Source organism: Sorangiineae bacterium MSr12523, assembly GCA_037157775.1.
GTDB lineage: Bacteria > Myxococcota_A > Polyangia > Polyangiales > Polyangiaceae > Pendulispora > Pendulispora brunnea.
Genome location: CP089982.1, coordinates 474,480 through 487,807 on the forward strand (window position 1 = coordinate 474,480; position 13,328 = coordinate 487,807).

The 13,328-nt window shown below is 61.3% G+C and carries 11 protein-coding genes and 1 tRNA gene; 8 read left to right on the forward strand and 4 right to left on the reverse strand.

Annotated features, from left to right (window positions below):
* Positions 1-154 precede the first annotated feature (154 nt).
* Both LZC95_01975 and LZC95_01980 read left to right on the forward strand, forming a co-directional pair.
* Entirely contained in the window at positions 155-1,663 is a 1,509-nt protein-coding gene (locus LZC95_01975; GenBank protein WXA95610.1) for an alpha/beta hydrolase, read from the forward strand.
* A gap of 61 nt (positions 1,664-1,724) precedes the next feature.
* A complete protein-coding gene (locus LZC95_01980; protein ID WXA95611.1) occupies positions 1,725-2,000 on the forward strand; it encodes a hypothetical protein in 276 nt (91 codons plus the stop codon).
* Between the two features lie 8 nt (positions 2,001-2,008).
* Here the strand turns inward: LZC95_01980 and LZC95_01985 are convergent, their stop codons facing one another.
* Positions 2,009-4,123, reverse strand: coding sequence for a TonB-dependent receptor (locus LZC95_01985; protein WXA95612.1), 2,115 nt, complete (start codon positions 4,121-4,123; stop codon positions 2,009-2,011).
* A gap of 50 nt (positions 4,124-4,173) precedes the next feature.
* Here LZC95_01985 and LZC95_01990 point away from each other — a divergent pair, with 50 nt between their 5' ends.
* From LZC95_01990 to LZC95_02000, 3 genes are all read left to right on the forward strand, one after another.
* Complete coding sequence (locus tag LZC95_01990; GenBank protein WXA95613.1) at positions 4,174-5,382, forward strand: MxcI; 1,209 nt, start codon at positions 4,174-4,176, stop codon at positions 5,380-5,382.
* 1,264 nt (positions 5,383-6,646) lie between these two features.
* Positions 6,647-8,014, forward strand: coding sequence for an epoxide hydrolase 1 (locus tag LZC95_01995; protein ID WXA95614.1), 1,368 nt, complete (start codon positions 6,647-6,649; stop codon positions 8,012-8,014).
* On the forward strand, positions 8,014-8,775 hold the full coding sequence (locus LZC95_02000) for a methyltransferase domain-containing protein (GenBank protein WXA95615.1): 762 nt from the start codon (positions 8,014-8,016) through the stop codon (positions 8,773-8,775). The genes LZC95_01995 and LZC95_02000 overlap by 1 nt, the downstream gene beginning before the upstream one ends.
* Positions 8,776-8,789: 14 nt before the next feature.
* On the opposite strand, the gene LZC95_02005 is transcribed toward LZC95_02000, so the two are convergent.
* Positions 8,790-9,149, reverse strand: coding sequence for a DUF1428 domain-containing protein (locus LZC95_02005; GenBank protein WXA95616.1), 360 nt, complete (start codon positions 9,147-9,149; stop codon positions 8,790-8,792).
* Positions 9,150-9,174: 25 nt separating this feature from the next.
* Positions 9,175-9,774, reverse strand: a complete 600-nt coding sequence (locus LZC95_02010) for a hypothetical protein (GenBank protein WXA95617.1) — start codon at positions 9,772-9,774, stop codon at positions 9,175-9,177.
* Positions 9,775-9,965: 191 nt separating this feature from the next.
* Between LZC95_02010 and LZC95_02015 the strand changes: the two genes are divergently transcribed.
* Entirely contained in the window at positions 9,966-10,343 is a 378-nt protein-coding gene (locus LZC95_02015) for a VOC family protein (GenBank protein ID WXA95618.1), read from the forward strand.
* Here the strand turns inward: LZC95_02015 and LZC95_02020 are convergent.
* A tRNA-Pro gene (locus LZC95_02020) sits at positions 10,332-10,408 on the reverse strand. The two genes, LZC95_02015 and LZC95_02020, sit on opposite strands and share 12 nt — an antisense overlap.
* Before the next feature lie 544 nt (positions 10,409-10,952).
* Between LZC95_02020 and LZC95_02025 the strand changes: the two genes are divergently transcribed.
* Entirely contained in the window at positions 10,953-11,354 is a 402-nt protein-coding gene (locus LZC95_02025) for a GNAT family N-acetyltransferase (GenBank protein WXA95619.1), read from the forward strand.
* Between the two features lie 48 nt (positions 11,355-11,402).
* Positions 11,403-13,289 carry a glycoside hydrolase family 5 protein gene (locus LZC95_02030; GenBank protein WXA95620.1) on the forward strand — a complete coding sequence of 629 codons (1,887 nt, stop codon included), beginning with the start codon at positions 11,403-11,405 and terminating at the stop codon, positions 13,287-13,289.
* Positions 13,290-13,328: the final 39 nt, after the last annotated feature.

The window sequence follows — 13,328 nt, forward strand, 5'->3', positions numbered from 1 at the left end:
GGGATTCTATTTCGTAATTGCGGCAATATCGTGAATTGCCTCGACGGCACCGGGTCCCAAGAACGGTCCACCGCCGACGAGTGAATCGCGACCGGTTGGCTGGTATAAAGCACTCTTGCCGGTTGCGAGGTCGAGCCCAAACAGAGACGGCACAATGAAACGTCCGATCATTGTAGCACTTGCGGGCGCGGCTCTGTCCGTTGCCGTCTTGACTCCCGCGGCCGGCGCTACGCCGACGCCGTCGACCATTGCTTGGGGCGCCTGTTCGGATCCCACACTCACCAATGCAGGAGCGGAATGCGGCACGTTGGACGTGCCGCTCGATCCGGCCAATCCACGCGGAAAAACGGTCACGCTTGCCCTCTCCCGGGTGCGGCACAAAGTGGCCGATAATGACTATCAAGGTGTCGTTCTCGGGGCGCCGGATGCCTTGACGGGATCCGGTCTCAACATGTCGCTTCTCGGAGCGCGCATTCCCAATGGTGCGGGGGGCGCGTACGACTGGGTTGGTTTTGCGCGGCGAGGACAGGCGCCCAGTGCGCCGGCGATCTCGTGCGATCCGGGGCACTTCGCGTACAATCGTCCCTATTACGTGCCGGCGACGCCGGCTGCGGAACAGCAGTGGCTCTCGCATACGAAAGCGTATGCGGACGCGTGTGCGAAGAATGCGCCCGCGGATTTGCTGGACCATATGAAGACCGTCGACATGGCCGCCGATATGGATGCCATTCGCATCGCATTGGGTGTCGAGCGCGTGAATCTCTATGCCCAATCGTATGGCACGTACCTCGCGCAGGTGTACGCCACGAAATATCCTGGACGGGTTCGGCGCATGGTCCTGGATAGTATCGTCGATCCTCGCCGCGTCTGGTACGGGGCGGGCGCTTTCGACCAGAACGTGCCCCTCCAGCGCAACTTGGAAATATGGTTCGATTGGCTCGCGTCGCACGACGACGTGTATCACCTCGGCAAAACGCGGCAGGACCTGCGGAACGTGTGGAATGCCCAAGTGCAAAAGCTCGCCACGGCCCCAGCGGCCGGAGTCATTGGGCCCTCCGAATGGATTGACGTGTTTCTCTACCCCTCGTATTTCCAGCAAACCTGGCCGCTGCTCGGCGGGGTGTTCTCGAATTGGGTCAACAAAGGTGACGCGGAGGCGCTGAAGGCCTTCTTCTCGCAGGTCTATCACGTGGGCGGCGAGAGCACGTACGCGCCGCAGCTCGCGCAGCTGTGCACCGATGCTCCCTGGCCGACGAGCTGGGGGCAGTGGCATGCCGACTCGGTGGCCTCGCATGCGCAGGCGCCGGTGACCACATGGGGAAATACTTGGGCGAACGCACCGTGCTTCTTCTGGCCCGCGCGTTCCGGTTATCCCGTGACCGTGTACGGCTCCTGGGGGCAGACGGCGCTTCTCGTCGACGAGACGCTCGATGCGGCCACGCCCTTCGAGGGCAGCCTCGAGGTGCGTTCGCGCTTCCCGAGCGCTGCATTGGTTAGCGTGCCCGGGGGGACGAACCACGCCGGCACGCTCAGTGGCAACGCGTGCGTGGATTCGAAAATTGCCGACTACCTGGCGACGGGCGCGCTGCCTCGTCGGAAGCCGGGCCGCGTGGCCGACGTCGAGTGCGCACCGCTTCCGCTGCCCGCGCCAGCGACCCCATGACTTCGGCGCACGCGGAGGTGCCCGAACGCGTTACCCTGTGCGCATGGGAAAGCGCTCCGTCATGAAATTCGACATTTCGAACTTGGGTGGGTCGAAATATCGCATCACGGTCCACGAGGGGAACTCGTCCACCGAGCACGAGGTCACCGTCACCGAGGCCGACATCCAGCGTTACGCCCCGGGCGCGACGCCCGAGCACCTGCTCGAAGCGTCGTTCGAGTTCCTGCTCGAGCGCGAGCCCAAGGAGTCGATCCTCTCGAGCTTCGCGCTGCCCGTCATCGAGCGGTACTTCCCCGAGTACCCTCGGCAAATCCGCACCGCCGTCCGCACATCCTGACGCCGGCGCTAGATATCGCCGGTCATCTTTAGATAGTAGGCACGGCCCGGTCGCTGCAACCCGAAGACGTCGAAGACTCGTTCGTCGGTGACGTTCTGCACTTCGAAGGTGGTGGTGACCGTGGCCGGGCCCGCGAGAATGTACGAGATGCCAACGTTGTGGGTGATCTGCGATGGGATCACGTCCTTGTAGACGGTGAGGCCCTGGCTTCCCCAGGTGCGGTAGAAGTCGTGCACGTACCGGCCCGTGTAAAAAGGTTCGATGCGGTCAGTAGGGGTCACGATGTTGCGGAACCGCAGCTCGGCGCCCCAGCTCCCGTACATCCACGGCCGGTTGGCAATGCGATCGCCGTCGAAGGCGCGAAAGGGACCCTCCGTGGACACGTTTCGCAGATTCTGAAACGTGAAGCTCCCGTCGAGGCGCAGCCAGCGGCCCGGCAGATCCCACGAAACCGCATTCTCGATCCCGTAGTTCCGCGTCCGATAGACGTTCTGATACGTAATGAACTTGTCCGAGGGCAGCGGCGTAATGAGATTGTCGCCGCTTCTGAAGAAGAAATTCACGTCCACGACGAACGAACCCACTGGCGTCCGTTTCAGCTCCACACGCGGGCCCAGGTTGAAGTTGTGGCTCGTTTCCGGTTGCAAATCCAAATTAGGTCGAATCAATACACCATTGCCGAACATCTCGAAAGCACTCGGGAGCCGTGTGGCATATTCGTACGATGTCTTGGCATACAGCCACGGCGTGAATCGATAACGGAGCGAATCGCCTGCCCCCAACGTGTGCGAGCTTCGTGAAACCGAGTTGAAGCTCGTCGTCCCGGCGACCTCGCCTTCCATCCGCATCACGTAATCCTTGGCCAGGACCACGTTCTCCAGGCGGTCGCCAAACCAATGGCTCTCGTACTCCATGCCGGTGACCAATTTGAAAAGGTCCCGTTTCCCGCCCTGCGGATCGGGCGCACCGGGATTGGGCAGAATGCGCTCCTCGCCCGTGCGAAAAGTGGCTTGGGGCGTAACGCTCAACCGAACGACGTGGGAGGGGTGAATGGCCCAGGAGAGCACGGCATTGCCATACGCATTGTTTTGCCAGAACGTCTGGTCGTGCGGAATCTGCTCGATTTCACCGCGCGGAAAGCGCTCCCTGGTTCGGCGTCCGAACCAATCGTATACCCATTCCGAGTCGTCCACGAAATCGATGATGCGCCGGGAAAAACTGGCGGTCGCCTTCAATTCGAAATTTCGTGCGAAGGGCTGCTCGTAGCGCAAGGTGGCGCCGTAAATGGTTTCTCCGTAGGTGACCTCGCCGTAGGGCACGGTCATCGCGATGTTGTTCTGCAGATCCTTGTCGTAGGTCGATGCGAACGCCTTGAGGATCAGCAGACGCGCCCACGGGCGATCGACCACGCCCACTTCGGCGAAGCCGCCGTAGGCCATGTAGCGATCGTGAAAGCGCTTCACCGTGGCCGTACTGCTGCGGCCGAGCGCGTCGGCCACCTCGGCGTCCACGGGATAATTGTTCTTCGCGTGATCCAAAAAGAGCGACGCGCCGGCGACGAAACCGGACTCGATATCGCGGTAGCGACCATCGAGGGTGATGCGATTGGTTCCAAAGGACCCGACCTGGTAGGAACCCCGCAGCCGGTTGTCGCGACGCTCGGTGGTGATGACGTTTACGCCTCCGCATAACGCATCGGCGCCGAATCGAATCGGGAGGACTCCGCGATAAATCTCGGCGCGCTGAACGAAGTTGACCGGCACGTTGCTCACGTCCAGCGGAAATCCGGCGTACTCGAAGGGCACTCCATCCAAGAAAAAGCGCACTTCCTCCTCGTGGCAGCCGTTGAGCGACACACGCGTGTTCGCACCCAGCCCGCCCAAGCGCTGAACGGCAATGCCTTGGGTGCGCGCCAGCACCTCGCCCAAATCGGCACTTTGCTGTTGCGCACGCCGCGTGTCGACGACGGTCACCGCCTCCGCCGACTGCTGCAATTTTTGCGCGGCGGTCGTGGCCCCCTTCACTTTGACCTCGGCAGGGGGATCCGCTTCGCCCGCAGCCAGCGCGCGCGCCGATCCAAGAACGGGGAGACTACATGTAAGTGCAAACAGGATCTGCTTCACAGCGCGCGATCTGTATGGCAACTGATAGTCACTTTCAATATCATCAGCGCATGATCCGTCTCTTTCGTCCTGCGCCGGCGCTCGCGGCCCTGTCGTTTCTCGCCACCCTCTCCTGCAATGGGACGGACGATCCGGCGCCGTCGACGGAGCCCGATGGCGTAAAGCCGCTGTATGCGCTTCTGAGCTTGGTTTCCACCACGGACAGCAATGCCTCGTACGTGAACCTGTTCGACACGCCGGACATCACGGAGGTGAAATTCTCCGGGGCCCGCGAATTTCCCGGTGCGAGCGGCATCGATGCGGTCAACGGAAAGCTCTTCGTCTCCAGCGGCGACGCGCCGTTGGTCATGCGCTTCGGCATCACCGAGGCATTGACCTGGAAGGACGAGGGCTCGGTCAACTTTGCCAATTACGGTTCGACCGCCGGATTGTGGGGGAATGGATTCGGCAATTCGAAGGGCTATATGACCTTCAACTCCGTCGAGCGCGTCGTTTGGGATCCGAGCACCATGACCATCCGCGGGCAAAATGTCGCAGGCAACAATCTGGTGCGCGACCGTGACGGCCTCTTGGTGCGCGCCGCCTACGATCGCGCCCTCGTGCCGCAGGGGACCGAGCTCTATTGGCCCTATTATTGGTCCGACAACGACTATTTTCGTTTCTCACAAACGTCGCAAATTGCCCTTTACGACACGGCGGCCGACCAGCTCCGCAGCTTGATCGACGCGCCGTGCCCCGGGCTGGACTTCGCCAGCAAGGACGACGATGGCAATCTTTACTTCAGCAATTGGGTTTTCGCCGTGGCGCAGCCGGCGTTCGACGCCAGCGCGCCCCAGACGTGCACGGTGCGGGTGAAGGCCGGGCAGACGACCATCGATCCCGAGTTCCGCGTTCGCTTTCCCGAATTGACCGACGGCCGTCAGGGCGCCGCCTTCCATTACATTGGCCAAGGCAAAGCCTTCTTTGCCGTCTTCCATCACGAGGCCGTTCCGGCCGGCACCCTTCCGCGCAAGGCCATCGAGGACAACTATTGGCGCTTCTGGACGTACGACATGGTCACGCGCACGGCGAAGCCGCTCGAGGGCATCGACGTGTTTGCGGGCGGCTACCGCGCCGCAAAGGTGAACGGGCGCACGTTCCTTTTGCTGCCGCGCAAAGACTACTCCTCCACCGTCGCCTACGAGCTCTTCGCCGACGGCACCGTGAAACGCCTCTTCGAGTCCGTGGGCTGGGCGTACCAGTTCTTGCGCGTGCGTTAGATTGGCAAACGCAGGGTGCGCGGCTCGCACTCACGCCGACGAGGGACGAAGATAGGCCGTGACCAGTTCCGCGAGCTCCTCGGCAAAGTGCTCCGTTCGCAACAACTGCGGCTCGTCGGTCAAGACCGAATCCCTGGATAGAATCTGAACGGCCGCCTGGAGGATGGCGTCTACCGTTGCCTGCGCGCGCTCTTGAGTGGGCCTTCGTCGGGCAGTTTTGCCACCAGGCGTCGCCGCCCCAGAATCTGAACGCGACGCGACTTGTTTTATGGTCGGTTGTTTGAATGCGAATGAACTGAGATTGCAATCAATCTGATTAGGGAGTTCTTTGACGTTCTCTTCGTTCCGTTCGCAGAGCTGTTGTCCTAAAGTTAGCTGCTTCAGTCCGAACGCTTGGACGTCCCCTGCGAGCCGCGAATGTTCGTTGTGGGCCACGCATCTCAGGGCGTGTCTCGCAAACGAACTTGGCGTTTCACGGAGCCATGATGGGCTCCGAAGCCGTTCTTACACGCCTCGACTATTTTTATGAGGTAGGAAAGTATGAATATATGACTGGGAGAGGGCGTGAAGGTGAATTCGCCTTCATTCGTCATGCTTTGTGCGCTGGCGCTCGTGAGTCTTGCAGCGAATGCATTCGCTTTCGCCTTCCTGCGACGGAAATCACCTGAACAAAGGGGCCTCAGCCGGAAGGTGGTCAGTACGAGTCGTGTCGCCAGACACCGTACTCTTGTTAAGAGACGATTAATGTCCAATTAACAGGCCGACCGCGGCGGCTGACCCAAAGCTCATGCTGCACAGAAACTTGCTGCATGATGAAGACCAGTTCTTGAGACACCAACGGCTCGTCGAAGCCGAGGAGGTGGGTGGTTTCATGGGAGTTTGCGGGCTACTTCGATGCGGGCCGTTCCATCTTCTTGCGGCCATGTCGCTTCGTGCGCGTTTTGGCCCCAGCATTCGGTAAGGCGGCCGGCTGGCCGATAGGCTCGCATGTTGAATCGTCGGTGTCGTGTGCAGCCGACGCGAATTTTTGCTTGTTGTCACAAGGAGAATTCGTTGCTTGGCCGCCGCACGATTGGGGCAATCGTTGTATTCGAGATTGGGCGTCATTTGCGAAATTTACGCCCGAACGCGCGCGATGCCGAGTGCGTACGTTGAAGTGGTGGACGCCTCGAGAACGTAAAGTTGGCGAAATCTCTATTTGAAGTCGACAATGCGTAGCTTTTTTGCGCACGCGACGAGTGCTCGTGTCGGAAGGGAGTTAACCATGTTTGAATATGGAAAATATAGTCCTCGACCTCATTTTTCAGCCGACCGGGGCGAAACGGCGCTCCGTTCCCCTGCGCGGTTTGCTGCGCTGATCGCCCTCTTCGCCGTCTTCGTCGGTGGCGCCGCATGCGGAAACGACGGGGGTGCCAATACGGATACCGAGACCGGCGCCCCTGCCGTGGTCAGCGATGCCTTGGCGAGCAATGCTGCCATTCGCCCGTTCCGCGTCCATTTTCCAAAGGAAGACTTGGTCGACCTTCGCCGCCGCGTGCTGGCGACGCGTTGGCCGGATCGGGAGACGGTTGCGGACCGCTCGCAGGGGACGCAACTAAACAACCTTCAGGAGCTCGTGCGTTATTGGGGCACGGACTACGACTGGCGCACATTCGAGAGAAAATTGAATAGCCTGCCACAATTCAAGACGCGGATCGAAGGCCTGGACATTCACTTCATCCACGTCCGCTCTCGCTATCCGAACGCACTGCCGGTGCTGCTCACCCACGGCTGGCCGGGCTCGATCATCGAGTTTCTAGGGGCCATCGATTCGCTTACCGATCCCGTCGCCCATGGTGGACGAGCCGAGGATGCGTTCGACGTGATCATACCATCGATTCCCGGCTACGGCTTCTCGAGCAAGCCCACCGAAACGGGTTGGGATCCCGTGCACATCGGGAGGGTTTGGGCGGAGCTGATGACGCGACTCGGGATCACCCGGTACGTCGCCCAGGGCGGCGATTGGGGCGCACCGATCACGGGTGCCATGGCGCTTCAGAAGGCCCCGGGGCTGCTCGGGATACATTTGAACTTTCCTGCGAGCGTGCCGCCGGACATTGCGAAGGCCATCAACAATGGCGACCCGGCGCCGCCCGGATTGTCGGATGACGAGAAGTCGGCATTCGAGTCCGTCAGCAGCTTCGTCAAAAAGCAACGCGGTTACGCCGTCATGATGGAAACGCATCCTCAAAGCGTAGGCTTTGGTCTGACCGACTCCCCCGCTGGCCTGGCCGGTTGGGTGTATGAATTCAACGATGGCGAGCCGCAACGTTTGCTTACCAAGGAGCAGGTAGCGGACGATCTCACACTTTATTGGCTGACGAATACCGCCGTATCTTCCGCGCGGCTCTACTGGGAGAACAAGGCTCCCATCCTGAGCTCGGAGGCGAACAATACGAAGGCGATTACCATCCCCGTGGCGGTGACGGTGTTCCCGAACGAGATCTACCGCGCGCCCGAGACTTGGACGCGGCGGGCCTATCCAACCCTCACGTATTTCAGCAAAGCCGACAAGGGCGGCCACTTCGCAGCGTGGGAGCAGCCCGAGCTTTTCAGCGCGGAGCTCCGTGCGGCGTTCAAATCATTGCGGTGATGTTTCGCAATCTCACTCTAGCTTTTTCCGAGATTCAGCAGTGGAAACGACTTAGCCATCTCCTGCTTCACGTCAGCCGCGGTGATCGCGTACTGGACATCGGCTGCGGAACGGGTGCCGACGCGATCGCTCTTGCGCCGCGCGTCGGCACCAAAGGGAGGGTCGTTGGAGTCGATCCCGATGCAATCAGGATCGCCATCGCACGATCGAGCGCCGAATCGCTGCGCATTCCAGTCACGTTCCAGCGCGCCGACATTCACGAGCTCCCGTTCGCCGACGGGAGCTTTACCCACTCCCGGCTCGACCGCATGCTGCATTCTTTTTCGGATCTCGGCATTGCCCTCCGAGAAGCCATGCGGGTCACGGTCGCGGGAGGTCGCTTCGTCCTGATCGAACCCGATTGGCGCACATTGACCATCGCGGGCGGCGATCCGAAGGTGACGCCTGCCGTGCTCGATGCAGCGCGGAATGTCGCTCCTACGCCGGCATTCGGGTCGGACCTTCGGTGCCGCCTCTCCGCGATTGGATTGCACGTGCTCGAAAGGCACTACTTCGAGTTGGAACTTCGTGACTTCGCGATTGCGCGCGCCTTGTTCTCACTCGAGACGCTCCTCGCGCGCGCTTCCGCGTCCCACGTGACGGTCGCGGAGGCCGAGCGATGGCTACGCTCCCTGCAGTTCGCTTCGGCCACCGGAACGTTCCGTTGCACCCTCGGCAGTGTCACGGTATTGGCCATGAAGTCGGCCAATTTTCCGCGCTGAGTGCTCTCGCGTTCCTACACCGCGACCAGCGTCTCGAAGCCCCCGAAGATCATCCGCTTCATGTCGCAGATGGGATTCTCCTCGGACATCAGGTCCTTGAGGCGCGGATCGTTCATCACCTTCGCGTTGATCTCGTCGCGTTTTGCGCGGGACTCGAACACGATCCATGCGAAGATGACCGTCTCGTCGGGCTTGAGGAGCACGCTCTGCGGGAAGGACGTGAGCTCGCCTGGCTTCACGTCCTCGGCTACACACTCGCGGTATTCCAGCGCACCGTGTTCGCGCCAAACCCGGCCGGCGATGCTGGCGACTTCGCGGTACTTCTCGACGTTGCTCTTGGGAACGGCCAACACGTAACCATCGACGTAAGCCATGGCGACCTCCTTGGGTTTCCAAGGATCATACGTCGAAACCACCGCCATCGAAATCGTCGCCGCCGAAGTCGTCGCCCGGATCGACATCTTCGTCGTAGCGAGCATCGTCGACGGTATCGCCGTCATCTGCGGCTGACTCGTAGCCCTGGTAGTCGCGTGCGGTTACGTCATCCAGCAGCGTAGAGTGGTGATCGTAGCCGCCGAGCAGCTCGTGCGCGATGGCGGTGCCGATGAAGCTGCCGGCGATGCTTCCAAGCAGGCTTCCCCCGATCACGCCACCCAAGGATGGGCCGCCACCAACGCCGCCGCCAAAGGTGCGCTCGAGGATGCCAGGTTGCCGGAGTTCGGCCCGCGTGGCCATGCGCGCCATGCTCTGCGGATCGGCCTGCCCCGACGCTGCCGTTTTTTCGTATTCAGGAACGGCTTGCCCGAGCTCGCGCAAAGCGCGGGCGCGTTGCTCGGGGGTGAGCTGCGCGAAAGCCTCTGCATGGGCTTGTTCAATGGCCTCGGGTGGGGCCGTGCGCAGCAAATAGCGGTAACGTCGGAGGGCCTCTTCGTCGCTCGACACCGCCGGTGCGGGGGGATTCGCCGGTTGTTCACCGAACAAGCGATTCAATATGCCCATGGGAATACCTCCGTCGTGACGGGCTTGGCTGAGTCGTCTGCCATTGCACGCTGCAGCGTAGGCACGATTGGCGCCGCGGGAAAGGTCGAGCGTTGCTGTCCGTTGTGCACGTGGCGCGAACAAATTCGTCACACGGAGGCAATCGTGATCCATGGCGGGTCGCCAGAGGACGCGTTACGACATGAAGCAGCATGCGCATTTCGTTCATTGATCACGTGCAGCTTGCGATGCCCGCGGGCAGGGAAGACGAGGCGCGTGCCTTCTACCAGGGCACGCTGGGTATTCCCGAGCAGGCCAAGCCCGCACACCTCGCCAAGCGCGGCGGTGCATGGTTCGAGCGGGGCACCCTCAAGGTGCACGTCGGCGTCGAGAAAGACTTTCGCCCGGCGACCAAAGCGCACGTCGCCTTCATCGTCGAAGGCTTGGGCGAGTTGGTCGCGCGATGCAAAGGCGCCGGCTACCGCGTCACCACCGACGAGCCGCTCGAGGGCTTCGACCGCGTGTACATCTACGACCCATTCGGCAACCGTTTGGAATTCATGGAACCAACCAATACATGGTCTGGGTAGCGGGAATCGCACCTGCAACCTCTCGGTCCCAAACCGAGTGCTCTACTAGATTGAGCTATACCCAGGAAATACGAGGTTCGATATTGGACCCCCATGGACGAGTGCAGCGCGCACACGCTGCACTCGTCCGGTTGCGAAGGCGCGACTCGCACGCGCCCCTCTTGGCTTTGTGCCAAGCGAGCTACTCCTGCTCCACTCCGCAATGTGAAGAAACAACACGACGATGTGCATCGAGCTTCCAAAGGGCTCGATGAAGTTATGTAAAGCTAGTTCGTTGAATTAAGAGAGTTGGATATGGTTCGAAGGTCGTATGGCCACAAACGTCGAAGGCCGCCTTGGTTTCCCTAGGCGGCCTTCCGAGAGTGTCGCTACGACTCTGGACTCCGCCTAACTAGGGATGTTCTCCGGCTTAATGAGGCTGATGCACTTCTTGTTCCCCAAAAGCGAATACCCCTGCCACATGTCGCGGTCGCGACGTGGCGAGGAGTTTACTACGCAAAGGGACCTGAGGGACGTCATAGCGTTACCACACCTTTATGTGTCGCCTACCCAGGCCGGTCAAGGAGAAATCTTTGGCTCGAATCAAAAAAATTCGCAGGATGCACGGCCATGGAAGACGGAGATGACGTGGTCGTGCTCGCCGCCGGGGTACCCCCGACCGACGAGGAGCTCCATGCCTTGTTCACGGTGTCGTGGTCCAATCATCAACCGCGGTCCTTCCGTCCCATTTTGGCGCGAAGCCTCACGTGGGTGACCGCCCATCGAGGTGGCCATCTGGTGGGCTTCGTGAACGTGGTTGGAGACGGTGGCCTGCACGCGTTCATCCTCGATACCACCATACATCCCGACGAGCGACGACGTGGACTCGGCGTACGCATCGTGCGGTATGCGGCGGACGAAGCACGACGTCTCGGCGCAGCATGGTTGCATGTCGATTACGAAGCCCATCTACAATCTTTTTACGAGCGATGCGGATTCGGGCCGACCGCCGCGGGGCTGATGCGGTTATAGGCAATTTCGCATCTCGTATCCGTATCCGAAGACAGATAAACAAGAGACATGAATACACGCTATTCGGCTCTCGCTCTGGGAGCCTGCGGTGCCCTCGTGCTCTCGAGCTGTCAGTCTTCCGACGACGCAGCCTCTTTCTCCACCACGCAGTCGCTGGCCGCCGCGCGGTCGCCGGTCGCGGTATCGCAAAAGCAACAGAGTTGGGTATTCCGCGATGCTTCCGGCCGCGAAGTCGTTTTGCGCGGCTTCAACGTGTCCGGCAGCACGAAGCTTTACGAGAACAGTCTTTTGCCATTCCGCAATACGGCCGACGCCGCGCTCTCCGCACAGGCGATGCGCGACCAAACGGGGGCGAATGCCATTCGCTTTCTCATCAGTTGGGAGGGGGTACAACCCAGCGCGGGGAACATCGGATACGCCTATCTCGACCAGGCGATCGCGCAGATGCGTGAATTCATCCAACGAGGAATCTACATTCTGGTCGACTACCACCAAGATCTCTATTCTGCGCACCTGTTCAATCCGGGCAGCTGGTACACGGGCGATGGCGCCCCAAAGTGGGTGATCCAGGCGGGGAACTACCCCGTCGAGAATTGTGGGGCCTGCATTCTCTGGGGCCAGAACATGCAATCGAACGGCGCCGTGCGGCAGGCCGCTTACGATTTTTGGCGCAACCGGCAGCTGAGTACCTCGGCGGGCACCGTGGGGGTGCAGGACGCGTTCCTTCAGCAAGCGTCTGCGGCCATGGTGTACATGAAGCAAAAGCTCTCGGCGGAGGAATTCCAGAGCGTCTTGGGCTTCAACCCGTTCAACGAGCCGTTCGACGGCGGGTTGGATGGCAAAAGTGGTTTGGAATGGGAAAAGAATTACCTCTGGCCCTTTTACCTGCGCTTCCGCACGGCCATGGATAATTCGGGGTGGGGCGCGAAGCCGGCGTTCGTCGAGCCGCTCGTTTTCTGGAACACGTCGTTTGGCGAGGAGGGTGGCCTCTCCTCCGTCGGCACGTTCGGGACGAAGTTCGTATTCAATAGCCATTACTACGACGGCCCGCGCATGGTCATCGATCCATCGCCGGCGTCGGATGGCGTGTACGACGGGGCGATGAATCGGATCCGCACGCGCGCAACGTCCGTGGCCACGGCGCCCTTCGTATCCGAGTTTGGCAACCGGATGTCCGGCAACAGCAGCGATCGCACGCCGTGGATGGTGCGGGCCATGTACCAGGCCATGGACACGGGGGTGGCTGGCTCACGTTGGTGGACCGATGCGGCCTCCGGTGGCACTGTGCTGTCGTCCACCCAATGGCATTGGGACATTTACAATGGCCGTCATCATGAATTGATGAACGGCAACCCCGACAAGGTGCAGACCGAGGCCGACGGGTGGAACGACGAGGACTTCTCCGCCGTCAAGCTGGATGCGGCGGGCAAGGTCACCCTGCGGTTCGACGCGCGCGTGCTCGACCGCCTCTATCCCTCCGCGGTGGCGGGCGACATTCTCGCCTTCGGGTACGAGGATCTCGCGCGCTCCGGGTTCGGTGGCAGCGGCAACCAGCAAGCGTGGCTGACCGTGCCCTCCTCGATGCCCAATGTCGCGTCGTTGGTGTCGGGGCGGCAGTTTGGCATTTTGGTGTGGCGCGAAACGGCATCCGGCGCACCCACGGAGCTGCACCTTCCGCAGTCGTTCGCTCCTGCAACCACCGCCGTGGTCAGCGATATTGCCCGATCGAGCAGCCTTCCGGCCTCGGGCAATGTGTCCGTCACGACGGAGCTTGGCTCGAGCACCGCACGCCGTTTGCTCATTGCCGCCGGCAGTCCGGGGACGGTTCACTTCGCGCTGTTGGTCAATGCTGCGAGTGGTCCGGCGGTGACTGCCGATCAGCTCACCGCGGCCCACAACGAGCTCACGACGTGGAAGGGTCAACGGTTCCCTTGACCTCGAGCCCGCTGGCGCAGCCGTAGAAGTCATGGCACG

What these genes read in the sequence shown, in the direction of transcription:
- LZC95_01975 (WXA95610.1), top strand. Translation starts at nt 155, where the DNA reads ATGAAACGTCCGATCATTGTAGCACTTGCGGGCGCGGCTCTGTCCGTT.
- LZC95_01980 (WXA95611.1), top strand. Translation starts at nt 1,725, where the DNA reads ATGAAATTCGACATTTCGAACTTGGGTGGGTCGAAATATCGCATCACG.
- LZC95_01990 (WXA95613.1), top strand. Translation starts at nt 4,174, where the DNA reads ATGATCCGTCTCTTTCGTCCTGCGCCGGCGCTCGCGGCCCTGTCGTTT.
- LZC95_01995 (WXA95614.1), top strand. Translation starts at nt 6,647, where the DNA reads ATGTTTGAATATGGAAAATATAGTCCTCGACCTCATTTTTCAGCCGAC.
- LZC95_02000 (WXA95615.1), top strand. Translation starts at nt 8,014, where the DNA reads ATGTTTCGCAATCTCACTCTAGCTTTTTCCGAGATTCAGCAGTGGAAA.
- LZC95_02005 (WXA95616.1), bottom strand. Translation starts at nt 9,149, where the DNA reads ATGGCTTACGTCGATGGTTACGTGTTGGCCGTTCCCAAGAGCAACGTC.
- LZC95_02010 (WXA95617.1), bottom strand. Translation starts at nt 9,774, where the DNA reads ATGGGCATATTGAATCGCTTGTTCGGTGAACAACCGGCGAATCCCCCC.
- LZC95_02015 (WXA95618.1), top strand. Translation starts at nt 9,966, where the DNA reads ATGCGCATTTCGTTCATTGATCACGTGCAGCTTGCGATGCCCGCGGGC.
- LZC95_02025 (WXA95619.1), top strand. Translation starts at nt 10,953, where the DNA reads ATGGAAGACGGAGATGACGTGGTCGTGCTCGCCGCCGGGGTACCCCCG.
- LZC95_02030 (WXA95620.1), top strand. Translation starts at nt 11,403, where the DNA reads ATGAATACACGCTATTCGGCTCTCGCTCTGGGAGCCTGCGGTGCCCTC.